The organism is Xanthomonas bromi (genome assembly GCF_900092025.1).
In the GTDB taxonomy this organism is placed as follows: domain Bacteria; phylum Pseudomonadota; class Gammaproteobacteria; order Xanthomonadales; family Xanthomonadaceae; genus Xanthomonas; species Xanthomonas bromi.
Map to the genome: position 1 here is coordinate 1 of NZ_FLTX01000020.1, position 25,593 is coordinate 25,593.

Here is a 25,593-nt window from a genome sequence, read left to right on the forward strand (position 1 = left end):
TTCCTGCCTACGGCGGAAATTCCCTGCGGTGCAGGTAATGGGGTCGGCTTTCTCAATCTGAGGAAGCCCGAAATTCAGCGTTAGTAGTGGTAGCGGATCTGCGCAATCACGACAGCACCATTTTCGGCCTTGTAGACGATCCGGTGCTCGTCGGTGATCCTACGGGACCAATAGCCTGCCAGTGCGTGTCGCAAAGGCTCGGGCTTGCCGATGCCGGCGAACGGCTCGCGCTGAATTGCCTTGATGAGCTCGTTAACTCGCTTCAAGGTCTTTTTGTCGGTCTGTTGCCAGTAGAGGTAGTCGTCCCAGGCATGATCCGAGAACTGGATCGTCACTCAAGCAGTTCCCGCGCCTGACCCTTGCCGGCGTCGAGCTGCGTGATGGACTCAAGCAGCCGCTGTGCATTGATAGGGCTGCGCAGCAGGTAGGCGGTTTCCTCCATTGCCTTGAAATCCTCAAGGGAAAGCATGACCACCGCTCGCTCGCGGCTGTTACGGGTGATGATTACCGGCTCGTGATCGTTGACAACCCGGTCCATGGTGTCGGCAAGGGAGGCGCGTACGGCGGTGTAGGAGATGGTGTCCATGGGGGTGGTCCTTGTATGTACAGAAAAATGTACGCGCAGGTTGCGTGCCTGTCAACTCTGTAGCCGTCCTACTGCCTCGGCCAGCTTGTCTGGCGCCAGGTGTGCATAGCGCAGCGTCATGCGGATGTCGGAGTGCCCGAGCAGCTCGCGCACGGTGTTTAGGTCGACGCCGGCCATCACCAGGCGGCTGGCGAATGCGTGGCGTAGGTCGTGGAAGCGGAAGCCGGGCAGGGCGATCGCGTCGCACAGTTCCTCTCAGCTGCTGCTGATGTTGTCCATGCGCAGGCCTGTCCTGGGCGAAGGGAACACCAGCCCGGTGCCGGCGTCTTGCTGGGCCCAGCGCGCGAGCGTGTCGTGTGCCTCGCTGTTGAGCGGGATATGGCGGGCCTTGCGGCTCTTCGCGTTGGCCACCATGACGGTGACGAGCTTGCCCGGCAGGTTGACGTCTGCCCAGTCCAGGCAAGCAGCTCGCCGCGGCGCATGCCGGTGTTGAGCGCCACCAGCACCATCCGCACCGCGCGCTCCCGGACTTCCTGGGAATACTTCACTGGCTTGGTCATCAATCCATCCTCTCAAGAGTTGGAGCCTCCAGGAATCCCGGGGCGGTTCACCCCAGCAATGAAATTGGCGATGGCCGCGTAGCTCCACTTTTGGCGAACGCTAAAGGCGGGGGGATTACCACGTAGGCGATATCCAGCGAGGTTGCTTTAACCCTGATGGTCGTGGTCGGACGGGCAGGACAAGTGGCCGGCATCATGCCATGTGCCCGCTGGTGCCGTTCCACTGCACGCAGCAGCCGTCTGATTGGTTTACCATTCACGTCCAAGATCCCTTGCGAGAAGGTGGCCCGCGCTCCGCGCCGGCCCAGCGTGCGACATGAGCACTACCACCGCCCATCGTTGCCCGGACCGGCCCCAGCGCAGCTAGCGCCCGCGTGCCGTTGGTTTCCGCAGCACTTTTCGTACGTTCTTTCCGAGCCTGTCCAGCAATGGCCAGAGCTCTCATGGCAGCCGACCGCTGCAGCCAGCCCAGACCTCATTCTTGCCCATGATCAACATCACGCTCCCCGACGGTAGCCGCCGCGAATTCGAATCCCCCGTCTCGGTCATGCAGGTCGCCCAGTCGATCGGCGCCGGCCTGGCCAAGGCCACCATCGCCGGCCAGGTCGATGGCCAGCTGGTCGACGCCAGCGACGTCATCGACCATGACGCCAGCCTGCGCATCATCACCGCCAAGGACGCCGAAGGCGTGGAAATCATCCGCCACTCCTGCGCCCACCTGGTCGGGCATGCGGTCAAGCAGCTGTACCCAAAGGTCAAGATGGTGATCGGCCCGGTCATCGCCGAAGGCTTCTATTACGACATCTACAGCGAGCGCCCGTTCACGCCCGAAGACATGGCGGCGATCGAGCAGCGCATGCAGGAACTGATCGCGCAGGACTACGACGTGATCAAAAAGGTCACTCCGCGCGCGGAAGTGATCGATGTGTTCGCCCAGCGCGGCGAGGAGTACAAGCTGCGCCTGATCGAGGACATGTCCGATGACGTCACCGCGATGGGCCTGTACTACCACCAGGAATACGTGGACATGTGCCGCGGCCCGCACGTGCCCAACACGCGCTTCCTCAAGGCGTTCAAGCTGACCCGCATTTCCGGCGCCTACTGGCGCGGCGATGCCAAGAACGAGCAGTTGCAACGCATCTACGGCACCGCCTGGGCCGACAAGAAGCAGCTCGATGCCTACATCCTGCGCATGGAAGAAGCCGACAAGCGCGACCACCGCCGCATCGGCAAGGCGCAGGACCTGTTCCACCTGCAGGAAGAAGCGCCCGGTCTGGTGTTCTGGCACCCGAAGGGCTGGTCGCTGTGGCAGGTGGTCGAGCAGTACATGCGCAAGGTCTACCGCGACAGCGGCTACGGCGAGGTGCGCTGCCCGCAGATCCTGGACGTGTCGCTGTGGCAGAAATCCGGCCACTGGGACAACTACCAGGACGCGATGTTCTTCACCGAGTCGGAGAAGCGTACCTACGCGGTCAAGCCGATGAACTGTCCCGGCCACGTGCAGGTGTTCAACCAGGGCCTGCACAGCTACCGCGACCTACCGATCCGCTACGGCGAATTCGGTGCCTGCCACCGCAACGAGCCCTCCGGCGCGCTGCACGGCATCCTGCGCGTGCGCGGCTTCACCCAGGACGACGGGCACGTGTTCTGCCTTGAATCGCAGATCGAAGCGGAAGTCACCGCCTTCCACCAGCAGGCGCTGGCGGTCTACACCGCGTTCGGCTTCGACGACATCGAGATCAAGATCGCACTGCGCCCGGAAAAGCGCCTGGGCGACGACGTCACCTGGGACAAGGCCGAAGCGGCGCTGCGCAGTGCGCTGGGCGTGTGTGGGGTGGAGTGGCAGGAACTGCCGGGCGAGGGCGCCTTTTACGGCCCCAAGATCGAGTACCACCTCAAGGACGCGATCGGCCGCACCTGGCAGTTGGGCACGATGCAGGTCGATTTCATGATGCCGGGCCGCCTCGGCGCCGAGTATGTGGACGAAAACAGCCAGAAGAAGCATCCGGTGATGCTGCACCGGGCCATCGTCGGTTCGATGGAGCGTTTCATCGGCATCCTGATCGAACACCACGCCGGCGCTTTCCCGTCATGGCTCGCTCCAGTCCAGGTCGTTGTCGCAAATATCACCGACGCACAGGCAGGCTATGTGGATTCGGTTCGGAAAACCCTTGCAAATCAAGGCTTCCGTGTCAACGCCGATTTGCGTAATGAGAAAATCGGTTATAAGATCCGCGAGCATACGCTGCAACGCGTGCCGTACCTGCTCGTCGTCGGTGACCGCGAGAAGGAAAATGGCGCAGTCGCCGTGCGGACGCGTTCGGGGGAGGACCTCGGGACCATGACGGTCTCTTCCTTCATCGAACGCCTGCAGGCAGAGCAGGCAGCGTGAGCCAACCCCGGCCGGTCTGGATGATCCGGATGCGCCGGTTCGATTCCCCTGGGAGATTGCAATATCAGTACCCCTGACAACAAACAGAACCGCAAGAACCAAGAAATCCGTGTGCCGCGCGTTCGCGTGATCGGCAGCGACGGTGAGATGGTCGGCGTGTTGTCGCGCGACGAAGCGCTCGCCAAGGCCGAAGAAGAAGGCCTGGATCTGGTCGAAATCCAGCCGCAGGCCGATCCGCCGGTCTGCAAGATCATGGATTTCGGCAAGTTCAAGTTCGAGCAGCAGAAAAAGGCCAACGAGGCCAAGAAGAAGACCAAGCAGGTCGAGATCAAGGAACTCAAGTTCCGTCCGGTCACGGACGAGGGCGACTACCAGATCAAGCTGCGCAACATGCGCCGTTTCCTGGAAGAGGGCGACAAGGTCAAGGTCAACATCCGCTTCCGTGGCCGTGAGATGAGCCACCAGGAGCTCGGCCGCGAGATGGCAGCACGCATCGAGGCCGACTTGGGCGAAGACATCGTCATCGAATCCCGTCCGCGCCTGGAAGGGCGTCAGATGGTCATGATGATCGCGCCGAAGAAGAAGATCTGATTCCGCACCATGCTGGGCCCGACTGGGTCCGCCATGGTTGCGAGTCCATCGATTTGCAAGAATTCCCGGCAACGGGTAGACTGCGCGGCCCGGTTTTGCCGGGAGCCGTGCAAGCGGCACAGGACCTGTCCGGATCGTGTTCGATCAAGGACTTACAAGCAGGCAAGGGCAAGGATGGAAAGTGTGGTCGCAAGACTGCCGCCCGTGTCAGTGACAAAACACCATCAAGGACATTGCAATGCCCAAGATCAAGACCAACCGGGCGGCGGCCAAGCGTTTCCGCAAGACCGCCTCCGGCAAGTACAAGTGCGGCCATGCCAACCGTAGCCACATCCTCACGAAGAAAGCGACCAAGCGGAAGCGCAACCTGCGGCAGACGAATCACGTCCGTGCCGAGGACGCTGGCCGTCTTGACCGTATGCTTCCCTACCTCTGAGGACTGACCCATGGCACGAGTAAAGCGTGGCGTACAGGCGCGTCGCCGCCACAAGAAAATTCTGACCCTGGCAAAGGGTTACTACAACGCTCGCCGCAAGGTGTTCCGCGTTGCCAAGCAGGCGGTCATCAAGGCACAGCAGTACGCCTATATTGGTCGTAAGCAGAAGAAGCGTAATTTCCGTTCGCTGTGGATCACCCGCATCAACGCGGCTGCCCGCATCAACGGCCTGAGCTACAGCCGTTTCATGAATGGCCTGCTCAAGGCTGGCATCACCCTGGACCGCAAGGTGCTGGCTGATATCGCCGTGCACGACGCCGCCGGCTTTGCCGCGCTGGCCGAGAAGGCAAAGGGCGCGCTGGCGGCATAGTGCGAGTCCCTCGCAAGAGCCCGCATATCCATGTGCGGACTTTTGACAGAAGCGGGTCATCGTCAGTAGTCGCACCTCGGTGCGGATGCTTTCGATGCGTGGAAACGCATAGATGCAGGGGGAAGGGCGCGAGTCCTTCCCCTTTTGCGTTTTTGCGAAGCGGCCAAGTGGGCGATGGCAGAGCAATGCAGTGACAATGCGTTCCGGTGCACCCGGAAACACCGTTCGGCTAGCAGTTGAGGCGCAAGTGCAATGAGTGAGATTCAATCCCTGACCGAGCGCGCGCTGGCCGATGTCGCCGCCGCACAGACGCCGGACCAACTGGAAGCCTTGCGTGTCGCCTTGCTGGGCAAGAGCGGCAGCATCACCGCCCAACTCAAGCAGCTCGGCACGTTGCCAGCCGATCAACGCAAGGCGGCAGGCGAGGCGATCAATCTGTCGCGCGACGCGCTGACGGCGGCGTTGGCCGAGCGCAAGAGCACGCTGGAAACCGCGGCGCTGGACGCCCGTCTTGCCGGCGAACGCATCGACATCACCTTGCCGGGCCGCCGCAGCGAGCGCGGTGGTCTGCATCCGGTGACGCGCACGTTGGAGCGCATCGTCGAAATCTTCGCGCGGCTCGGCTACGAGCTGTCGGACGGACCGGAAATCGAAGACGACTGGCACAACTTCGAAGCGCTGAATTTCCCGCTGCACCATCCCGCGCGCGCGATGCACGACACGTTCTATTTCGGCGATGGACGTCTGCTGCGCACCCATACCTCGGGCGTGCAGGTGCGTTACATGGATGCGCACAAACCACCGCTGCGCATGATTGCGGCCGGCAAGGTGTATCGCTCCGATTCGGATCAGACCCACTCGCCGATGTTCCATCAGGTCGAAGGCCTGCTGGTGGACGAGCACTCCAACTTCGCCGACCTCAAGGGCACCTTGTCCGAGTTCGTGCGTGCGTTCTTCGAGCGCGATTTCGAAATGCGTTTCCGCCCCAGCTATTTCCCGTTCGTGGAGCCGGGTGCGGAAGTGGACATTGCCTGGCAGCAGCCCGACGGCAGCACGCGCTGGCTGGAAGTATTGGGCTGCGGCATGGTGCACCCGAACGTGCTGCGCAGCGTCGGCATCGACCCGGAGCGTTACACCGGCTTCGCTTTCGGTCTGGGCGTGGAGCGTTTTGCGATGCTGCGTTACGGCGTCAACGACCTGCGCGCGTTCTTCGAGAACGATGTGCGTTTTCTCCGGCAGTTTGCTTGACGGCGGGGATTGGTGATTCGGATTGGGGATTTGCAACAGCGACCCTGTTCCGCACCGTTCCGACCTGCTGCTTTGTACGAATCCCCAATCCCGATTCCCGAATCCCGGCTCCTCATGAAATTCTCTGAAAATTGGTTGCGCAGCCACGTTTCGATCCAGGCCACGCGCGACGAACTGGCCACGACGCTGACGGCGATCGGTCTGGAAGTCGAAGAGGTCACGCCGCTGGGCGAGTCGCTTTGCCAGGTGGTGGTGGCGCGTATCGTCGAGGCGGTGCGCCATCCTGAAGCCGATCGTCTGCAGGTCTGCAGCGTCGATGCAGGGCAGGGCGAGTTGCTGCAGATCGTGTGTGGCGCGCCGAATGCGCGTGCCGGTCTGGTGGCGCCGTTGGCACTGGTCGGGGCGAAGATCGGCGAGCTGACCATTACGGCTGCCAAGCTGCGCGGTGTGGCGTCCAACGGCATGTTGTGTTCGGCAAAGGAGCTTGGTTTGGATAGCGATGCCTCCGGCCTGTTCGAACTGCCGGACGATGCGCCGGTGGGGCAGGCGCTTGCCGACTATCTGGGGCTGCCCGATGCCAGCATCGAGATCAAACTCACTCCAAACCGCGCCGATTGCTTCAGCGTGCGCGGCATCGCCTTCGACGTGGCCGCCGCGTGCGCCAGCGAAGTGGTGGCATTCGACGCCGGTGTCGTGGCGCCGGCGTCAACGCGCACGTTGGCAGTCGAGCTGGATGCCGGCAAGGAGGCGCCGCGGTATTGCGGGCGTGTGATCGAAGGGATCGACCCGGCCGCGAAAACGCCGGTGTGGTTGGCCGAGCGGCTGCGCCGCAGTGGCGTGCGCCCGGTGTCGTTGCTGGTGGATATCACCCAGTACGTGATGCTGGAACTTGGCCAGCCGATGCATGCCTTCGATCTGGACACGTTGCACGGCCCCATCGGCGTACGCCACTCGCGTGCCGGCGAGCAGTTGGCGCTGCTGGATGGGCGTCAGGCCACGCTGGACGATAGCTTCCTGACCATCACCGATGCCGACCGCCCTGTGGCGCTGGCCGGATTGATGGGCGGGCTGGACACGCGCGTCACCGACACCACGCGCAATGTGTTTCTGGAGTCGGCGTATTTCGATCCGGCCGCGATCATGGGCCGTGGCCGCAAACTCGGCCTGCATACCGATGCCGGGCATCGTTTCGAGCGTGGCGTGGATCCGGCATTGCCGCCGCAAGCGATCGAGGTCGCCACGCGTCTGGTACTGGAGTTGGCCGGTGGTACGCCCGGGCCAGTGGTGCATGCGCAACTGCCGCAGCATCTGCCGCAGCCGGCGCGCATTCTGCTGCGTCGCGCGCGCATTGCACGCGTGCTCGGCATCCACATCGACGATGCCGATGTCGTGCGCATGTTGCGCGCGCTTGGCATGCAAGTCGATGCAGTTGCCGACGGCTGGGAAGTGATGGCGCCGAGCCGGCGCTTCGATATTGCGATCGAAGAAGACCTGATTGAAGAGATGGCGCGCATCCACGGTTACGACCGGGTGCCGACCACGCTGCCCGGTGGCGCCAGTCGCATCGCGATGCCGAGCGAGACCCAACTGGACGAACTCAGTGTGCGTCGCCAGCTGGTGGCGCGCGAGCTGCAGGAAACCATCAACTACGCCTTCGTCGATGCCGGATTGCTGGAGCGCTGGCAGTTCACCGATGGCTTGGTGCCGTTGGCCAATCCGCTCAGTGCGGAGCTGGCGATCATGCGCCCGCGCTTGTTGCCGGGCCTGGTCGCCACATTGGGCCGCAACGCTGCCCGTCAGGCCGGGCGGGTGCGCTTGTTCGAGTTGGGCAAGGTGTTCGCGGCTGCCGCTGATGCCGGCGCCGCACCGCAGGAATCGCAGCACCTTGCCGCAGCGGTGTGCGGCGATGCGCTGGCGCTGCAGTGGGGTGAGGCCGCGCGCAAGGTGGATTTCCACGATCTCAAGGGTGACCTGATGGCACTGGCGGCGGCCAGCGGTGCGCAGTTGGAGTTCCATCCGTCGACGCAGCCCTTCGGGCATCCGGGCCGGTCGGCCGATATCTACCGTGACGGTGGCTGCATCGGCTGGATCGGACAGGTGCACCCGCGCCTGGCCAAGGCGCTGGATATCGACGTGAACGTGATCGCATTTGAACTGCAGCTGGCGCCGTTGGTGCAGCGGGCGCTGCCGCGTGCCGGCGAGCTGTCGCGCTTCCCCTCGGTACGCCGCGATCTGGCCTTCCTGGTTCCGGAAGAGGTGAGCTGGGCGGCAGTATCGACCAGTGTGCGGACCACGGTCGGGCCGTTGTTGCGCGAGGTGCAGTTGTTCGACCGCTATGTCGGGCAGGGGATCGAGCCAGGTTTCAAGAGTCTGGCTATGGGCTTGATTTTGCAGGATAACTCGCGCACTCTCACCGACCGGGACGTGGATGCGGTCGTCACCGATGTGGTGGCCGTGATCGAGCGCGAGCATCGCGCCCGGATCCGGAGTTGAGGCGGTAACCAGGGGATTGGCATGGCATTGACGAAAGCTGAGATGGCCGAACGTCTGTTCGACGAGGTCGGTCTGAATAAGCGTGAGGCAAAGGAATTTGTCGACGCGTTCTTCGATGTGCTGCGCGATGCGCTGGAGCAGGGTCGTCAGGTGAAGCTGTCCGGTTTCGGCAACTTCGATCTACGGCGCAAGAATCAACGGCCCGGTCGCAATCCCAAGACCGGCGAAGAAATTCCGATTTCGGCACGGACGGTGGTGACTTTCCGCCCCGGCCAGAAACTCAAGGAACGGGTGGAGGCATATGCTGGATCCGGGCAGTAATCGCGAGCTACCGCCGATCCCGGCCAAGCGTTACTTCACCATCGGTGAGGTAAGCGAGCTATGCGACGTCAAACCGCATGTGCTGCGCTATTGGGAAACCGAATTTCCCAGCCTGGAGCCGGTCAAGCGGCGTGGCAACCGGCGCTACTACCAGCGTCATGACGTGCTGATGGTGCGGCAGATCCGCGGTCTGTTGTACGAACAGGGCTATACCATCGGCGGCGCGCGACTGCGCCTGGAAGGCGATGGCGCCAAGAGCGAGTCTGCGTTGAGCAATCAGATCATCAAGCAGGTGCGGATGGAACTGGAAGAAGTCCTGCAACTGCTGCGGCGCTAGGAAAACGTTTCACAAAGCCGCTATAATCGCAGGCCGCCCTCGCGGCGGATGCAGCATCTTCGGGGTATAGCGCAGCCTGGTAGCGCACTAGTCTGGGGGACTAGTGGTCGTCGGTTCGAATCCGGCTACCCCGACCAAACCTCAAGCCCATGACGGCACGTCGTGGGCTTTTTTGTTGCAGGGCAACATTACGTTTTGATGTCAGTGCTTGCTACGCTGTATATGTAGATCGGCATATTGGTGCTGAAGTATGAACGCTCAGCTAGCGCCTGATTTTTGCAGTCCAGTTCGCTATGGACTAGGGCTACGAAATGGTGCTAAGTGCCCGAAATTGCTCCGAAACATCCGGTTCAGACCACAACGTGGATCACAGACCGTTAACGCGGCATCGACGAACTTGAATCAATAGGCCAACGCCGTCAAAAAAATGGCGTGTAGTGTCTTGCAGTGCAATCTTTCTGTGCCATAGTGCAGTGCAACACGCCTTACCCTGTCGTGATCCCGATGTCTTGGGATGAACTCTCCGTCGTACGTTCTTGCTGGCGTGTTTGGCCGGTCGAATGCTGCGCGAGCTCCTGTCCCACCCAACCGAGGCAGCCAGCCACACGCATGAAGAAACTGATCGGACGATTTTGCCAAACGCTCAGCTTGGCGTTGATCTGCTCGATGACACTCGGCGCTTGCAGCACCGGGAAAGACATGGCGACGTCGTTGCCGCTTCCCGATCCGCTCGCAATGTCTGCAGTGCAGCCCGAGTATCGGCTCTCTCCAGGCGATCTGCTGCTGGTCAAGGTGTTCCAGATCGACGACCTGGAACGACAGGTCCGTATCGATCAGAACGGCCACATCTCGTTGCCGCTCATCGGCGATGTGAATGCGGCGGGCATGGGCGTCGGCGAGCTGGAAAAGATGGTGGCCGACCGGTATCACAATGGTTACCTGCAAAATCCCCAGGTCTCGGTGTTCGTGCAGGAATCCAACGGTCGCCGCGTCACCGTGACGGGCGCTGTCACTGAGCCCGGGATCTACCCGGTCATCGGGGCCAATCTGACCCTCCAGCAGGCCGTGGCGCAGGCGAAAGGCGTTAGTACCGTAGCCAGCCGCGGCAACGTCATCGTGTTCCGTGTGGTCAATGGGCAAAAGATGATCGCGCGGTTCGACCTGGCCGAGATCGAAAAGGGGACCAATCCGGATCCTGAGATTTACGGCGGCGACATCGTCGTGGTGTACCGCTCGGATGCGCGTGTGTGGTTGCGCACCATGCTGGAACTGACTCCTCTTGTGATGGTGTGGCGCGCTTACCGATGAGTATGAATTCCGACAATCGTTCCTCTTCGTCGCATCGTCACGGGCATCTCGAACTTGCCGATGTGAGCTTGCTCGACTACTGGCGCGCCCTGGTCTCGCAGCGTTGGCTGATCATCGCGATCACCGTGGCGGCTTTTCTGTTGGCGCTGGGCATCACGCTGCTGATGCCGGAGAAGTACCGCGCGACCAGCACGTTGCAGATCGAGCGCGATTCGCTCAATGTGGTGAATGTCGACAACCTCATGCCGGTGGAATCGCCGCAGGATCGCGATTTCTACCAGACCCAGTATCAGTTGCTGCAGAGCCGTTCGCTGGCGCGTGCGGTGATCCGCGAAGCCAAGCTCGACAAGGAGCCGGCGTTCAAGGAGCAGGTGGATGAGGCCTTGGAGAAGGCGGCGGCGAAGAATCCAGAGGCGGGTAAGTCGGTGGATTCGCGTCAGGCGATCATCGAGCGCAGCCTGACCGATACGTTGCTGGCCGGCCTGGTGGTCGAGCCCATCCTCAATTCCCGTCTGGTCTACGTCAATTACGATTCGCCGGACCCGGTGCTGTCGGCCAAGATCGCCAATACGTACGCGAAGATGTTCATCATCAGTACGCAAGAGCGCCGCATGAGGGCGTCCTCCTTCGCGACCAAGTTCCTTGCAGAGCGATTGGAGCAGTTGCGTGGCAAGGTGGAGGATTCGGAAAAGTCGCTGGTTGCGTACTCGACCGATGAGCAGATCGTGTCGGTGGGCGACGACAAACCTTCGCTGCCTGCGCAGAACCTGACTGACCTCAACGCGTTGCTGGCGTCCGCGCAGGATGCCCGCATCAAGTCCGAGGCTGCCTGGCGCCAGGCAGAAAGCGGCGATGGCATGTCGTTGCCGCAAGTGCTCAGCAGCCCATTGATTCAGAGCCTGCGCAGCGAGCAGGCGCGTCTCACCGCCGAATACCAGCAAAAGTTGTCGACCTTCAAGCCAGACTACCCGGAGATGCAGCGTCTGAAGGCGCAGATTGAAGAGTCGCGTCGGCAGATCAATGGTGAAGTCATCAATGTCCGTCAGTCGTTGAAGGCGACCTACGACGCGTCGGTGCACCAGGAGCAGTTACTCAACGAACGCATCGCCGGGTTGCGGAATAACGAGCTCGATCTGCAGGGTCGCAGCATCCGTTACAACATGCTCAAGCGCGACGTCGACACCAACCGCCAGCTCTACGATGCGCTTCTTCAGCGTTACAAGGAAATCGGCGTTGCTGGCAATGTCGGCGCCAACAACGTGACCATCGTCGATACCGCAGATGTGCCTACGTCGAAGACTTCGCCGAAACTGAAATTGAACCTCGCTTTGGGACTCATCTTTGGCGTATTCCTAGGTCTGGCCGTGGCGCTTGTGCGGTACTTCTTGCGTGGCAATGGACCGCAGACGCGGTTGAACTGACATCGTGATGTTGCAAAACGATGGTTAATTAAAGTGACAACTGATTCAGCGTGGAAAAGGTGGGATCCAGTATGTTCTGGATTCCCTCGTTTGAAGGTTTGTATCTGTTGAAACAAAGGGCTGTCGAGTGATCTGGGGTCGGTAAGTTACCGCGGTGATCGCTTGACGGAGATGATTGAAAGCTCGCGTGCGATTTGTATGTTCCCCCGCATACGTCGTATCGAGTTTGGAGGACATCCCCATGCTTTTGGCAGACTTGAGTAGCGCGACTTACACAACTTCCTCGCCGCGATTGTTGTCCAAATATTCGGCTGCGGCCGATCTGGTTTTGCGCGTCTTCGACCTGACCATGGTGGTGGTGTCCGGCCTGGTCGCTTACCGCATCGTGTTCGGTTCCTGGGTGCCGGCGGCGCCGTATCGTCTGGCGATCGCCACCACGCTGCTGTATTCGGTGATCTGCTTTGCGCTGTTTCCGTTGTATCGCAGCTGGCGCGGCCGTGGCCTGTTGAGCGAATTGATGGTGCTGGGTGGTGCGTTCGGCGGCGTCTTTGCGTTGTTCGCCGTGCATGCGCTGATCGTGCAGGTGGGCGAACATGTGTCGCGCGGTTGGATCGGCCTGTGGTTCGTCGGTGGCCTGGCCTCGCTGGTAGCGGCGCGCACGGTGCTGCGCGGCTTCTTGAACCATCTGCGTACCCAGGGCGTGGACGTCCAACGTGTGGTGGTGGTGGGTCTGCGTCACCCGGTGATGAAGATCAACCATTATCTGAGTCGCAACTCGTGGGTCGGCATGAACCTGGTCGGTTACTTCCGCACGCCGTACGACATTGCCGTGACAGAACAGCGCCAGTCGCTGCCGTGCCTCGGCGAGCCGGAGGCGTTGATCGACTATCTGAAGGAAAACCAGGTCGAGCAAGTGTGGATCTCGCTGCCGCTGGGTGAGCGCGACCACATCAAGCAACTGCTGCAGCGCCTGGACCGTTACCCGATCAACGTCAAGCTGGTGCCGGACCTGTTCGATTTCGGTTTGCTAAACCAGTCCGGCGAGCAGATCGGCAACGTGCCGGTGATCAACCTGCGCCAGGGCGGTGTGGACCGCGACAATTACTTCGTGGTGGCCAAGGCGTTGCAGGACAAGATCCTGGCCGTGATCGCGCTGATGGGCCTGTGGCCGCTGATGGCCGCGATCGCCGTGGGCGTCAAGTTGAGTTCGCCGGGTCCGGTGTTCTTCCGCCAGCGCCGTCATGGCTTGGGTGGCCGCGAGTTCTACATGTTCAAGTTCCGATCGATGCGTGTGCACGACGACCATGGCACTGCGATCCAGCAGGCGACCAAGAACGACGCACGTATCACGCGTTTCGGTGCGTTCCTGCGCCGCAGCAGCCTGGACGAATTGCCGCAGATCTTCAACGTGCTGTGCGGCAACATGTCGATCGTGGGCCCGCGTCCGCACGCTGCGCAGCACAACACCCATTATGAAAAGCTGATCAACCATTACATGCAGCGTCACTACGTCAAACCTGGTATCACCGGTTGGGCGCAGGTGAACGGCTTCCGCGGCGAGACCCCGGAACTGCGGACGATGAAGAAGCGCATCCAGTACGACCTCGACTACATCCGTCGTTGGTCGCTGTGGCTGGATATCCGCATCATCGTGCTGACTGCGGTGCGCGTGCTCGGACAGAAGACCGCGTACTGATGATGGTGGGGAGCGTGCGACCTGGCGCGTCCGGCGCCGCGGGCGGCTGCATGGCAGCCGCCCCTTTCAGGCAGGCGTCTGCATGCTGATCCGAATGAGCGAAGAGACCCGCGTTCGCTGGCACAACCTGCTGATCGAGCTGACATTGCTGGTCGGCGTGGGTTACAACCTGGTGCTGGCGTTCATCAACGCGAACGTATTCACCGTGCGACCGGTAATCACCTATGCGGTCGAGTTCATGGTCTACGCGGCCTGCTTCGTGCTGGGCATGGGCTCGCTCAGTCGCAAGCGCATTGCGCTGATCATCAGCGGACTCGGCTTGATCATCACGCTGATGTTCGTGCGTTTTTTGGTGAACTGGCAGATCGACCCCAAGTTCTTCCGCGATGCGCTGGTGGTGTTCGCGTTCGTCGTGCTTGGCTCGGCTTACACCGGTTCGGTGCCCAAACTCTTCATCCGCATGACGATCATCGTTTCGCTGGTTGCCGCCTTCGAGCTGGCGATGCCAGTGAAGTACGGCGATCTGATCAATCCGAAGAGCTTCTTCGTTAATGCGCGCGGCATGAGCGCCGAAGGTTTCTGGAACGAAGACAGCAATCTGTTCGTCAGCGCCACGCGGCCGGGCGAGCGCAATTTTCTGCCGGGCTCCAACCTGCCACGCGCCTCCTCGATGTTCATCGAGCCGGTGACGATGGGTAACTACATCTGCTTCTTTACCGCAATCTTGCTCGTGTTCTGGCGATGGATGCGGCCGGCGGCGCTGATCCTGTCGGTGGGGTTGATCGGGTTCATGATAGTGGCCTCCGACGGACGATTGGCGGCGGGCACGTGTGTCTTGATGGTGTTGCTGTCGCCGCTATTGAAACGGCTGGATCAGCGATTGGCGTTCTTGGTGTTTCTGCTGGTGATCGTGAGCGCGTGGTTGCTGGTCTGGGTCACCGGCATCACCGCGTATCAGGACACCACAATGGGGCGAGTGTTCTTCACCGTGTATTCGATGAATCACCTCTCGTTCGAGTCCTGGATGGGCCTGGATTTCGACCAGGCGTACCGCTACTTCGACAGCGGCATTTCCTACTTCATCGCATCGCAATCGATCGTGGGCGTACTGGCCTTTCTGCTGGCCTATTCGTTCCTGCTGCTGATGCCGAGCAAGGAAGGACAGCTGTTCAAGAACCTGGCGATTTTTGCGTTCGCATTGAGCCTGCTGGTGTCCAACGGCTACTTCTCCATCAAGACGTCGGCATTATGGTGGTTCGTTTGTGGTTGCATGTGGCACATGCTGCCGGCCTGGTCTGCGTCCGGTACGCCGACTGCTCTGATCAAGGACGATCCAACGGTAGATGGCGCGCAGTTGCCATTGCCTGCGGGAGCATCACGATGAGCGTGTCGGCAACGCCGGCGTCGTTGTCGGCCTTGCCGGCCGCCGGCGCGGAGGTGGCCATCACCGGTCGCGCTCGCGACCCGCGCATCGATGCCACCAAGGCGATCGCGATCCTGCTGGTGGTGTTCTGCCATGCCAAGGGCGTTCCACATGGCATGACCTTGTTTGCCTACAGCTTCCACGTGCCACTGTTTTTCCTGGTGTCGGGATGGCTGGCGGCGGGTTATGCCTCGCGCAATACCGGCTTGACGCAGACGATCAGCAAGCAGGCGCGGAGTCTGCTGCTGCCATACGTTACCTTTTATCTGTTGGGCTACGCGTACTGGTTGCTGACACGCAACATCGGCGAGAAGGCCGCTCGCTGGGGCAGTCATCCGTGGTGGGAGCCGATCGTTGCGATGTTCACCGGTATCGGCCCGGATCTGTACGTACAGCCGCCGCTGTGGTTTCTGCCGGCGATGTTGGTGACCGTGGTGAGTTATGTGGTGCTGCGCCGCTGGCTGTCGCCAATAGTGATCGCAGTGCTGGCATTGATCGTGGCGTGGTTCTGGATGAACTGGTTTCCTGCCCAGCACGTGCGGATTTTTTTCGGCTTGGACGTGCTGCCGGTGTCGCTGTGTTTCTATGCATTGGGCGCCTTGCTGATCTATGTGTCGCCGCGCCTGCCGACGTCGTTGGCTGGCAGCGCGCTGGCAACGGTCGTGCTGGCATTGGCGGTGGCCTGGCTGGCCGCTGCCAACGGACGAATCGACGTCAATATGCTCGAATTCGGACACAACCACGCGCTGTTCCTGGCGAGCGCGTTGCTTGGTTCGTTGATGGTGATCTGCGCAGCGCGGCTGGTGCAGAGCTGGGCGTGGCTGCAGTGGATCGGCCGCAATACGTTGCTGATTCTTTGCACCCATATGCTGGTGTTCTTCGTGTTGTCCGGGGTTGCGGCCCTGGCCGGTGGATTCGGCAGTGGGCGTCCGGGGCTTGGCTGGGCGGTTTTTGTCACACTGTTTGCCTTGGTCGCCTGCGTGCCGCTGCGTTGGATATTGATGCGCTTCGCCCCGTGGACGCTGGGTGCGCGCCGGGTGGCGGCATGAGCGGCATTCGAGCATGACAAGCGCACTCTCTTCACCGCACGGTGCGCAGGCGCACAGCCCGGCAGATGCCCGGCCGACGCGGGATTGGCAGATCGACGCCGCGAAGGCGGTGGCCATCGCGCTGGTGGTGCTGGGCCATGCCAGCGGAATGCCGCCAGCCTACAAGCTGTTCGCTTACAGCTTCCATGTGCCGCTGTTTTTCGTGTTGTCGGGCTGGGTTGGCGAACGGTTTGGACATCGGGCATTGACGGGTGCAACGGTTGCGAAGCTGGCGCGCACGTTGCTGGTTCCGTATCTCGCTTTCTTTATGGTTGCCTATGCGCTGTGGTTGTTGACTGCTGCGATCGACGGGCATGCGGGGCATCCACAGGCGCGTCCGTTATGGCACCCGTTCACGGGATTGCTGTGGGCCAATGGTTCACGCCTGTATGTGCTTCCGGCGCTGTGGTTTCTACCTGCGCTGTTTGTCACAACGCTCGCTTACATTGCGCTGCGTGCGCGATTGAGTGCGGCCGCGGTAGCGGCGATCAGTTTGCCACTGGCGCTGGTATGGGCCAGTTGGTTCCCGTCGTTGCAGTTGCGTTTGCCGCTCGCGCTGGATGTGTTGCCGGTCGCGTTGTTCTTCATTGCGATAGGCGGCTGGCTGTCGCGCTTTGCCGATGCATTGCGATCGCTGGGCGCGCACGTGTGGGCACTGGCGTTGGTGCCGTTGGCCGCAGTGTGGTGGTGGCTGGCCGGGTGGAACGGGCAGGTGGACGTGAACAACCTGCAGTTCGGGCAGTCGTCCGCCGTCTTTCTGCTGGTCAGCCTGTTGGGGACGGCGATGACGTTTTGCGTCGCGTACTTCATTCGACGCCTGCGCTGGGTGCAGTGGATTGGCACCAATACCTTGCTGATCCTGTGCACGCATACGTTGGTCTTCTTGGTGATCACCAGCCTGGTGGCACGTACGGGCGTGATCGCACGCAGCGCAATCGGAACGCCCGCCTGGGCGTTGGGGTTGAGCGTTTTCGCGATCGCGACAAGCGTGCCGATGCGCGCGGTGCTGGTGCGTGTGGCGCCGTGGATGTTGGGATTGAAACGCAAATGACGAGTTTTCAGAATCATCAGCCGTCGCAGCAACTGAGTGCGCGTGGCTGGCAAAGGAGATTGGCGTAATGAAAGTGGTGCATGTCGTCCGCCAATTCCATCCTTCGATCGGAGGGATGGAGGAGGTCGTTCTCAATGTTGCCCGCCAACATCAAGCCAATAGTGCCGATACGGTTGATGTCGTGACGCTGGATCGCGTGTTCACCGATCCCGGTGCGCGGCTTGCGGCGCAAGAGACGCACCAAGGGCTGCCGATCCGGCGGATTTCCTATCGCGGATCGTCGCGCTATCCACTGGCGCCGTCGGTACTTGGCGCGATTCGTTCGGCCGATGTCGTACATCTGCACGGCATCGATTTTTTTTACGACTATCTGGCATTGACCAAGCCACTGCACGGCAAGCCGATGGTGGTGTCCACGCATGGCGGTTTTTTCCATACCGCCTACGCATCACGGATGAAGCAGCTGTGGTTCCAAACGCTCACGCGTGCCTCGGCACTGGCGTATGCACGTGTGATCGCCACCAGCGAAAACGATGGCGATCTCTTCGCCAAGGTGGTGTCGCCTTCGCGGCTGCGGGTGATCGAAAACGGTGTGGATGTGCAGAAATATGCAGCGCAGGGTGCGACCACGCCCGGCCGGACGATGCTGTATTTCGGGCGTTGGTCGGTCAACAAGGGACTGATCGAAACACTTGAGTTATTGCAAGCCGCGCTCAAGCGCGACCCGCAATGGCGGCTGATCATCGCCGGCCGCGAGTACGATCTGAACGAGGCCGATTTGCGCAAGGCGATTGCCGAACGTGGGCTGCAGGACAAGGTGCAGCTGAGCATGTCGCCCTCGCAGGAACAGTTGCGCGCGCTGATGCGGCAAGCGCAGTTCTTCGTCTGCCTGTCGCAGCATGAAGGCTTCGGCATTGCGGCGGTCGAGGCGATGAGTGCAGGGCTGATTCCGATCCTCAGCGATATTCCGCCGTTCGTGCGGCTTGCCAGCGAATCCGGCCAGGGCGTGATCGTCAGTCGCGACAGGATCGAAGCGGCAGCCGACCAGGTACAGGCGCTTGCGCTGCAGGCCGACAGCGATTTCGACACCCGTCGTACGGTGTCCATGGCCTATGTGAGCCGTTACGACTGGAAGCATGTGGTCGGGCGCTACATCGACGAATACCACGATGCGTTGGGCATCCCGCGCGTGCAGGAGGCTGTGCGATGAGCGCGCTGGCCTCTCCGTCGATGACGCGTGCGGCAACGCAGCCACAGATCACGGTGCTGTTTTCCACCGAAAAACCCAATGCCAGCACCAACCCGTACCTGACACAGCTTTACGACGCGCTACCAGCCGCGGTGCATCCGCGCTTTTTTTCGATGCGCGATGCATTGCTGTCGCGTTACGACGTGTTGCATCTGCATTGGCCCGAATACCTGCTGCGCCATCCCAGCGCTGCCGGCACCCTGGCCAAGCAGGTCTGCGCTGCCTTGTTGTTGCTCAAGCTGCAACTGACCGGTACGCCGGTGGTGCGCACCCTGCACAATCTCGCGCCACATGAAGACCGTGGCTGGCGCGAACGTCGCCTGCTGCGCTGGATCGACCGGCTGACACGGCGCTGGATCCGCATCAATGCGACCACACCGTCGCGTCCGCCGTTCACCGATACGATCCTGCACGGCCACTATCGCGACTGGTTCGCGACGATGGAGCAGGGCAGCACGGTTCCCGGGCGGTTGCTGCACTTCGGGCTGATTCGCCCCTATAAGGGTGTCGAAACCTTGCTGGACGTCATGCGTGAGGTCCACGATGCGCGCGTTACGCTGCGCATCGTGGGCAACCCGGCCACGCCGCAGATGCGTGCCTTGGTCGAGGATGCCTGCGCGCAGGACCCACGCATCACCGCATTGCTGGCATATGTGGAAGAGCCGGTGCTGGCGCGCGAAGTCAGCGCGGCTGAACTGGTTGTGTTGCCGTATCGACAGATGCATAACTCCGGCACCTTGCTGCTGGCGTTGTCGTTGGCGCGTCCGGTGCTGGCGCCGTGGAGCGAATCCAACGCAGCGATTGCCGAGGAAGTCGGCCCCGGTTGGGTCTTCCTGTATGAAGGCGAGTTCGATGCGGCGCTGCTGACAGGCATGCTGGACAAGGTACGTGCCGCGCCACGCGGGCCGGTGCCGGATCTATCGCAGCGCGACTGGCCACGGATCGGGCAATTGCATTACCGCACCTATCTGGAAGCGTTGGGCAAGGATGGAGATGCCGCGCTGTGACTGCAGAGACACCTACGATGACATCTCCCACACCGCCGCCGCCGCAACGCAGCCTGGGCTCGCGCGCTGCAGGGGGCGCAGCGGTGACCATGCTTGGGCAGTCGGCCAAGATGGTGGTGCAGTTCGGCGGCATCATTCTGTTGGCGCGCTTGCTGACGCCTTACGACTACGGTCTGATGGCAATGGTCACCGCCATCGTCGGCGCTGCCGAGATCCTGCGCGATTTCGGCCTGTCGGCTGCCGCGGTGCAAGCCAAGCATGTCAGCCGCGAGCAACGCGATAACCTGTTCTGGATCAATAGCGGCATTGGTTTTCTGCTGTCGCTGGTGGTGTTCGCGTCGGCGCATCTGATTGCGAATTTCTACAAAGAGCCGGCCCTGGTGATGATTTCCCAGTCACTGGCAGTCACCTTCCTGATCAATGGCATGACCACGCAGTACCGCGCGCACCTGAGCCGCGGGCTGCGCTTCGGGCAGGTGGCGCTCAGTGACGTCGGTTCGCAGGTATTGGGGCTGGGCGCCGCGGTTGCCGCTGCGTTGCTGGGTTGGGGCTACTGGGCGCTAGTGGTACAGCAGGTCGTGCAGGCCATCGTCAATTTCGTCATCGCCGCGAGCTGCGCACGCTGGTTGCCAGGTGGCTATCGGCGGTCGGCGCCGATGCGCGATTTCATGAGCTTCGGCTGGAATCTCATGGCTGCGCAGTTGCTAGGCTATGCCAGTCGCAACGTAGGGCAGGTGATCATCGGCTGGCGGACCGGACCCGACGCGCTGGGCTTGTACAACCGCGCATTCCAGTTGTTGATGATGCCGTTGAATCAGATCAATGCGCCGGCGACCAGTGTGGCGTTGCCGGTATTGTCGCAACTGCAAGACGACCGCGAACGCTTCAGCGCGTTCCTGCTGCGTGGGCAGACGGTGATGGTGCATCTGATCTTTGCGCTGTTCGCGTTCGCTTGCGCACTGGCGATGCCGCTGATCGTGTTGGTGTTGGGCGAACAATGGCGCGAGGCAGTGCCGCTGTTCCAGGTGCTGACATTGGGCGGTATCTTCCAGACGGCATCCTATGCGACGTACTGGGTGTTCCTTGCGCGGGGATTGATGCGCGCGCAGCTGGTGTATTCGCTGGTCAGCCGCATCGTACTGATCGCTTGCATCTTCGTCGGCTCGCGCTGGGGCGCGATGGGTGTGGCAATCGGCTACTCGTTCGGATTATTGCTGACCTGGCCGCTGTCGCTGATATGGATCGGCAAGATTTCCGATGCGCCGGTCGGAGCGCTCTTCACCAATGCGCTGCGCGCCATGGCCGCGTACGGCATTGCGGGCGGATGCGCGTATTACGCATCCATCACGGTTGGCGGCCCGCTCTGGGAGCAACTGGCTGTCGGCGCAGCGGCGATGCTCGCGGTTTGCCTGCTCACCCTGGCGATCTGGCCTGCATTCCGTCGCGATGTAATTGCCATCGCCAATATCCGCAAGCTGCTGACGCAGGCCAAGGCACGTCGATGAGTCGACATTGTCTTCGCTTGCCGTCGGTCATGCTTTCTCTCACTCATTCATAGGACACGGCCCATGAGCGACACACCCGCCGCCGCTTCCGGCATCCGCCGGCCTTGCTATCTGGTCTTGTCCGCCCACGATTACCGCACGCCGCGTCGCGCCAATATCCACTTCATCACCGATCAACTTGCGTTGCGCGGGACCACGCGGTTTTTCTCGCTGCGTTATAGCCGGTTGTCGCGCATGAAGGGCGATATGCGCCTGCCGCTCGACGAGACCGCAAACACGGTCGTCTCGCATAAGGGCGTCGACTGCTACCTGTGGCGGACAACGGTGCACCCGTTCAATACGCGTCGTCCGTGGCTGCGCTCAGTCGAGGATGCAATGTTTCGCTGGTACGCCGCGCACCCGCCACGCCAGTTGCTCGACTGGATGCGCGAGTCGGATGTGATCGTGTTCGAAAGCGGCATTGCGGTCGCTTTCATCGAGCTGGCCAAGCGCATTAATCCGGCGGCCAAGCTGGTCTATCGCGCGTCCGACGGGCTGAGCACCATCAACGTGGCGTCCTATATCGAACGCGAGTTCGACCGCGTCGCGCCCACGCTTGATGTCATCGCGCTGGTATCGCCCGCCATGGCCGAAGAAATCGCCAGCCGCGAGAACGTCTATCACGTTGGCCACGGCGTGGATCACAACCTGGACCAGCTCGGCGACCCGTCGCCGTACGGCGAGGGCATCCACGCCGTGGCGGTCGGTTCTATGTTGTTCGATCCGGAGTTCTTCGTGGTCGCCAGCAAGGCCTTCCCGCAAGTGACGTTTCATGTGATCGGCTCTGGCATGGGGCGGCATCCGGGCTACGGCGATAACGTGGTGGTCTATGGCGAGATGAAGCATGCCGAGACGATCGGCTACATCAAGCACGCACGTTTCGGAATTGCGCCGTATGCATCCGAGCAAGTGCCGGTCTATCTGGCCGATAGTTCGATGAAGTTGCTGCAATACGACTTTTTCGGACTGCCTGCGGTGTGTCCGAATGCCGTGGTCGGGCCGTATCAGTCGCGTTTCGGCTACACGCCGGGCAACGCTGATTCTGTCATTGCGGCAATTGGCCGCGCCTTGGAAGCACCGCACGTACGTTATCGCCAGTGCCTGAATTGGTCCGACACCACCGATCGCGTGCTGAATCCCGGTGCGTATCCGGAAACCCGTTTGTATCCACAGCAAAGCGCAGCGGCGCTTGCTTCGTCGGAGGCTGCGCTCTCGCTCTGATGCGGCGCACCTTTTTCTATAGGAGACTCATACGTTATGGCCAACGCCTTGCTGCAGAAATGGATAGAACATGCAGAACGTCGTGCACTGTTCTGGTGGCAGCCCAAGAACGCTGGCGTGAATATGGGAGATCACCTGTCCAAGGTGATCGTCTCCTGCGTGCTGTCCTTGCGGGACAAGACGCTGATCGAAAAGCAGGATCTAAGCAAGAAGCTGATTGCGATCGGCTCGGTGCTGCACTTCGCCAAAGACGGTGACACCGTCTGGGGCAGTGGCATCAATGGCAAGATTCCTGCCGAGCGCAACACCTTCAGTACGCTCGACGTCCGTGCAGTGCGTGGGCCGAAGACGCGCAAGTTTTTGCTCGATCGCGGCATTGCGGTGCCGGAAGTGTACGGCGATCCCGGGCTGCTGACGCCGATGTTCTTTCCGGCCGACGCGCTCGGCCCGATCAACAAGCGACCCTTCGCCATCGTCCCGCACTTCAACGAGCCGGTCGAAAAGTACAGCGCTTACAAAGATCACTTGGTGTTCCCCAACGTCAAGCCCGCAGCCTTCATGAGTACGTTGCTGGGTGCCGAGTTGGTGATCAGCAGCTCGTTGCATGGCTTGATCCTTGCCGAGGCCTACGGAATCCCTGCGGTGTATTTGGACTGGGGCAACGGCGAAGATCGCTTCAAGTACGACGACTACTACAACGGCACCGGGCGCATGCAGTGGCATTCCGGCAACAGCGTGGAAGAGTGTCTGCAGCTGGGCGGCAACGGCGATTTCGATTTGGAAAACCTGCAGGCCGGCCTGTTGGCCGCCTTCCCTTACGACCTTTGGTGACTCGATGATGCAGGGCCAGCGCGTGGATATGGAAACAACCGGAATTGCCAGCGGCACCACGCCGCCGGGTGTGGTGATTCCGTTAGGTGGCTTTCCGGTGTTGTCCACCACGCAGGAAGCCTTCGCGCTGGATCTGTTCCATGCGTTGGTGGCCCGCCAGCCGCGGCGGGTGTTCTTCGCCAATACCAATTTCATCGTGCAGTGCCAGGCGCTACGCAAGCGCATGCGTGAGCCCAGCGTGCGCATCGTGAACGACGGGATCGGCATGGATCTGGCCGCGCGGCTGATCCACGGCCGCCGCTTCGCCGGTAACCTCAATGGCACCGACCTGATTCCGTATCTGTGCCGTGAGAGTGCGCAGCCGCTCAAGTTCTTTCTCCTGGGCGGTCGTCCCGGGGTCGGCAAGACCGCTGCAGCCACGCTGACCGGGACGTTGGGGCAGCAGGTGGTGGGTATGTGCGACGGCTATGGCGAATTCGCGGCGGCGGGCGAGGGCCTGGCCGAGCGCATCAATCGCTCCGGTGCCGATGTGCTGCTGGTGGCGTTCGGCAACCCGCTGCAGGAACGCTGGATCCTCGACCACAGCCATGCGCTGAGCGTGCCGCTGGTCTTCGGGGTGGGCGCGCTGCTCGATTTCTTGTCGGGCACCGCCAAGCGTGCACCCGAGTGGGTGCGGCGCCTGCATATGGAATGGATGTATCGGCTGCTCAACGAGCCACGCCGTTTGCTCAAGCGCTATAGCTGGGATCTGCTGGTGTTCTTCCGTACCTGTCAGCGCGCGGGCAAACAGCTGCCCTGATGCAGCGGTGGCGCGTCTGGCCTAGCATGCACGCATGCATCCGACCGCCGCCGCCCTGATCCGCTCGCTGGAGCTCGCCCCGCATCCGGAAGGTGGGCACTATCGCCGCGTGTATGCCTCCGCACGCCAGGTTACCGACAATGGCCAGACGCGCCCGGCGTTGACCGCCATCCGCTTTCTGCTCAGTGCAGGCGAATGCAGTGCGTGGCACCGCGTGGATGCCGAGGAGACGTGGCACTGGCAGCAGGGCGATGCGCTGGAATTGTTGATCTACGACGCCTTCAGCGCGCAATTGCAGCGGGTGATTGTGGATGCCGCCGAGCGCGGCGAGCCGATGCAGGTGGTGCCGGCAGGCTGCTGGCAGGCAGCGCGTTCGCTTGGTGACTTCACCCTGGTGGGCTGCACGGTATCGCCAGGATTTGTCTGGGAAGGCTTTGCATTGCTCGAAGACGGCTCGCCGCTGGCTGCATACCTGGCGACGCTGCTTCGACGCTAAACATCGACGGCGAGAGCGCGTCCGAACGCTTCCCTAACGCGGCCGCTGCCGGCTTCGCGTACTGTGCGCCCCAAACAGCGGGCGGCACGCCATGCAACGCAAGGCAGCGGGATGGGCAGTAGGGTTAATGGTGGTGTCGCTGTTGGCGAGCGCTGGCGAAGCTGTGCCACCCAAGAGGATGGCGCCAGAGCCGGCGGTGGTAGACCTGGAGGCCATGGTCGTGCGCGGCGTACAGCCCGGGCCTGGCTTGTGGAAAGTCAGCAAGGGCGACCACCTATTGTGGATCCTTGGCACGCAGTCGCCGCTGCCCAAACGCCTGCAATGGCAATCGACCGAAGTGGAAACCATCATCGGCCAGTCCCAACAGGTATTGATGGCGCCGACCATAGAGCTCGATGTCGGCATGGGGTTTTTCGGCAAACTGACGTTGCTGCCCTCAGCGATGAAGGCAATGAAGAACGAGGATGGCCGCGAATTGCGCGAGGTGCTGCCGCCCGATCTGTATGCGCGATGGAGTGTGGTCAAGGCCCGCTATATCGGCAGCGACCGAAGCGTCGAGCGCAAGCGCCCGATGCTGGCGGCCGGCGAGTTGTACCAGGCGGCGCTGAAGCGCTCGGGCCTGGCGCGAGCGCCGGTGATCTGGTCGGTGGTGGAGCGCGCCGCCAGGCGCGCAGGCATCAAGCCGACGCCCACCGCGCTTGACTACAAGATCGCTGACCCGCGCCAGGTGCTCAAGGAATTCCGCGCCGGTGGCATGAACGACATCGAATGTTTTCGTAGCATCCTGGTGACGGTGGAGCGCGACCTTCCCACGATGGTGGAACGTGCCAACGCCTGGTCGGTGGGTGATCTCGAAGCCTTGCGTCAGCTCCCGCGCGAAGACCCGCAGGCCGCCTGCATGAATGCGGTGGCCAGCTCCGGTGCCGCCAAGAAGCGCGGCATCGACGATCTGGAACGGCGCATGCGCGACCACTGGCTGCGCATCGCCACCGCCGCGTTGCAACGTCATCGCAGTACCTTCGCGGTGTTGTCAATCAGCCGGCTGACCGCGCCGGATGGCTATCTGGCGCGCCTGCAGGCGCTGGGCTATGACGTGGAAGCGCCTTGAGGCGATGTCGTTGAGGG

The 25,593-nt window shown here is 61.8% G+C and carries 26 protein-coding genes and 1 tRNA gene; 23 read left to right on the top strand and 4 right to left on the bottom strand.

Annotated elements, in window-relative coordinates; translation table 11 throughout:
- Nucleotides 1–80 precede the first annotated feature (80 nt).
- The 4 genes from XBLMG947_RS07045 to XBLMG947_RS23155 are packed head-to-tail and all read right to left on the bottom strand — an operon-like array spanning nt 81 to nt 1,000.
- Nucleotides 81–335, bottom strand: coding sequence for a Txe/YoeB family addiction module toxin (locus XBLMG947_RS07045; RefSeq protein WP_065467231.1), 255 nt, complete (start codon nt 333–335; stop codon nt 81–83).
- Nucleotides 332–586: a type II toxin-antitoxin system Phd/YefM family antitoxin gene (locus tag XBLMG947_RS07050; RefSeq protein WP_065467233.1), complete on the bottom strand. Its 255-nt coding sequence runs from the start codon at nt 584–586 to the stop codon at nt 332–334. Before XBLMG947_RS07050 ends, XBLMG947_RS07045 begins: the two co-directional genes overlap by 4 nt.
- A 51-nt stretch (nt 587–637) precedes the next feature.
- Entirely contained in the window at nt 638–835 is a 198-nt protein-coding gene (locus XBLMG947_RS23560) for a tyrosine-type recombinase/integrase (protein WP_083992923.1), read from the bottom strand.
- Nucleotides 836–841: 6 nt separating this feature from the next.
- Nucleotides 842–1,000 (bottom strand): hypothetical protein, encoded by a 159-nt coding sequence (locus XBLMG947_RS23155; protein ID WP_167352008.1) that lies wholly within the window; start codon nt 998–1,000, stop codon nt 842–844.
- A gap of 633 nt (nt 1,001–1,633) precedes the next feature.
- On the opposite strand from XBLMG947_RS23155, the gene thrS reads away from it, so the two are divergent.
- The 23 genes from thrS (at nt 1,634) to XBLMG947_RS07165 (ending at nt 25,576) form a co-directional block, all read left to right on the top strand.
- Nucleotides 1,634–3,538, top strand: a complete 1,905-nt coding sequence (gene thrS, locus XBLMG947_RS07055) for a threonine--tRNA ligase (RefSeq protein ID WP_065467235.1) — start codon at nt 1,634–1,636, stop codon at nt 3,536–3,538.
- Between the two features lie 48 nt (nt 3,539–3,586).
- A complete protein-coding gene (infC, locus tag XBLMG947_RS07060; RefSeq protein ID WP_070690874.1) occupies nt 3,587–4,129 on the top strand; it encodes a translation initiation factor IF-3 in 543 nt (180 codons plus the stop codon).
- A 238-nt stretch (nt 4,130–4,367) separates the two neighbouring features.
- On the top strand, nt 4,368–4,565 hold the full coding sequence (gene rpmI, locus XBLMG947_RS07065) for a 50S ribosomal protein L35 (RefSeq protein WP_002811096.1): 198 nt from the start codon (nt 4,368–4,370) through the stop codon (nt 4,563–4,565).
- Nucleotides 4,566–4,575: 10 nt separating this feature from the next.
- Nucleotides 4,576–4,935, top strand: a complete 360-nt coding sequence (gene rplT, locus XBLMG947_RS07070; protein WP_003484828.1) for a 50S ribosomal protein L20 — start codon at nt 4,576–4,578, stop codon at nt 4,933–4,935.
- Nucleotides 4,936–5,187: 252 nt separating this feature from the next.
- Nucleotides 5,188–6,183, top strand: a complete 996-nt coding sequence (pheS, locus tag XBLMG947_RS07075) for a phenylalanine--tRNA ligase subunit alpha (protein WP_065467237.1) — start codon at nt 5,188–5,190, stop codon at nt 6,181–6,183.
- 114 nt (nt 6,184–6,297) lie between these two features.
- Complete coding sequence (pheT, locus tag XBLMG947_RS07080) at nt 6,298–8,676, top strand: phenylalanine--tRNA ligase subunit beta (protein WP_065467239.1); 2,379 nt, start codon at nt 6,298–6,300, stop codon at nt 8,674–8,676.
- Between the two features lie 21 nt (nt 8,677–8,697).
- Nucleotides 8,698–8,997, top strand: coding sequence for an integration host factor subunit alpha (locus XBLMG947_RS07085; protein WP_002811076.1), 300 nt, complete (start codon nt 8,698–8,700; stop codon nt 8,995–8,997).
- On the top strand, nt 8,978–9,334 hold the full coding sequence (locus tag XBLMG947_RS07090) for a MerR family transcriptional regulator (RefSeq protein WP_005995911.1): 357 nt from the start codon (nt 8,978–8,980) through the stop codon (nt 9,332–9,334). Before XBLMG947_RS07085 ends, XBLMG947_RS07090 begins: the two co-directional genes overlap by 20 nt.
- A gap of 60 nt (nt 9,335–9,394) precedes the next feature.
- Nucleotides 9,395–9,471, top strand: a tRNA-Pro gene (locus tag XBLMG947_RS07095).
- 472 nt (nt 9,472–9,943) lie between these two features.
- Complete coding sequence (locus tag XBLMG947_RS07100; protein WP_065467242.1) at nt 9,944–10,642, top strand: polysaccharide biosynthesis/export family protein; 699 nt, start codon at nt 9,944–9,946, stop codon at nt 10,640–10,642.
- The gene (locus XBLMG947_RS07105) at nt 10,624–12,063 is read left to right on the top strand and encodes a GumC family protein (RefSeq protein WP_139074369.1); all 1,440 of its coding nucleotides are present in this window, start codon (nt 10,624–10,626) and stop codon (nt 12,061–12,063) included. The genes XBLMG947_RS07100 and XBLMG947_RS07105 overlap by 19 nt, the downstream gene beginning before the upstream one ends.
- 241 nt (nt 12,064–12,304) lie before the next feature.
- A complete protein-coding gene (locus XBLMG947_RS07110; protein WP_065467246.1) occupies nt 12,305–13,759 on the top strand; it encodes an undecaprenyl-phosphate glucose phosphotransferase in 1,455 nt (484 codons plus the stop codon).
- 94 nt (nt 13,760–13,853) lie between these two features.
- A complete protein-coding gene (locus XBLMG947_RS07115; protein ID WP_065467248.1) occupies nt 13,854–15,143 on the top strand; it encodes a polysaccharide biosynthesis protein GumE in 1,290 nt (429 codons plus the stop codon).
- Nucleotides 15,140–16,231: an acyltransferase family protein gene (locus tag XBLMG947_RS07120; protein WP_065467250.1), complete on the top strand. Its 1,092-nt coding sequence runs from the start codon at nt 15,140–15,142 to the stop codon at nt 16,229–16,231. Before XBLMG947_RS07115 ends, XBLMG947_RS07120 begins: the two co-directional genes overlap by 4 nt.
- Nucleotides 16,232–16,244: 13 nt before the next feature.
- Entirely contained in the window at nt 16,245–17,321 is a 1,077-nt protein-coding gene (locus XBLMG947_RS07125; protein WP_065467321.1) for an acyltransferase family protein, read from the top strand.
- A 67-nt stretch (nt 17,322–17,388) separates the two neighbouring features.
- Nucleotides 17,389–18,531: a glycosyltransferase family 4 protein gene (locus XBLMG947_RS07130; RefSeq protein ID WP_065467252.1), complete on the top strand. Its 1,143-nt coding sequence runs from the start codon at nt 17,389–17,391 to the stop codon at nt 18,529–18,531.
- Nucleotides 18,528–19,577: a glycosyltransferase gene (locus XBLMG947_RS07135; protein WP_065467254.1), complete on the top strand. Its 1,050-nt coding sequence runs from the start codon at nt 18,528–18,530 to the stop codon at nt 19,575–19,577. Before XBLMG947_RS07130 ends, XBLMG947_RS07135 begins: the two co-directional genes overlap by 4 nt.
- A 17-nt stretch (nt 19,578–19,594) precedes the next feature.
- A complete protein-coding gene (locus tag XBLMG947_RS07140) occupies nt 19,595–21,082 on the top strand; it encodes a lipopolysaccharide biosynthesis protein (protein ID WP_065467256.1) in 1,488 nt (495 codons plus the stop codon).
- Between the two features lie 63 nt (nt 21,083–21,145).
- Nucleotides 21,146–22,342 (top strand): GumK N-terminal domain-containing glycosyltransferase, encoded by a 1,197-nt coding sequence (locus XBLMG947_RS07145; RefSeq protein WP_065467258.1) that lies wholly within the window; start codon nt 21,146–21,148, stop codon nt 22,340–22,342.
- A 36-nt stretch (nt 22,343–22,378) separates the two neighbouring features.
- Nucleotides 22,379–23,173, top strand: coding sequence for a polysaccharide pyruvyl transferase family protein (locus tag XBLMG947_RS07150; protein WP_065467260.1), 795 nt, complete (start codon nt 22,379–22,381; stop codon nt 23,171–23,173).
- 4 nt (nt 23,174–23,177) lie between these two features.
- On the top strand, nt 23,178–23,972 hold the full coding sequence (locus XBLMG947_RS07155) for a WecB/TagA/CpsF family glycosyltransferase (RefSeq protein WP_065467262.1): 795 nt from the start codon (nt 23,178–23,180) through the stop codon (nt 23,970–23,972).
- Between the two features lie 34 nt (nt 23,973–24,006).
- On the top strand, nt 24,007–24,468 hold the full coding sequence (locus XBLMG947_RS07160; RefSeq protein ID WP_065467264.1) for a cupin domain-containing protein: 462 nt from the start codon (nt 24,007–24,009) through the stop codon (nt 24,466–24,468).
- A gap of 91 nt (nt 24,469–24,559) precedes the next feature.
- A complete protein-coding gene (locus XBLMG947_RS07165) occupies nt 24,560–25,576 on the top strand; it encodes a TraB/GumN family protein (protein ID WP_065467266.1) in 1,017 nt (338 codons plus the stop codon).
- The last annotated feature ends 17 nt before the right edge of the window (nt 25,577–25,593 follow it).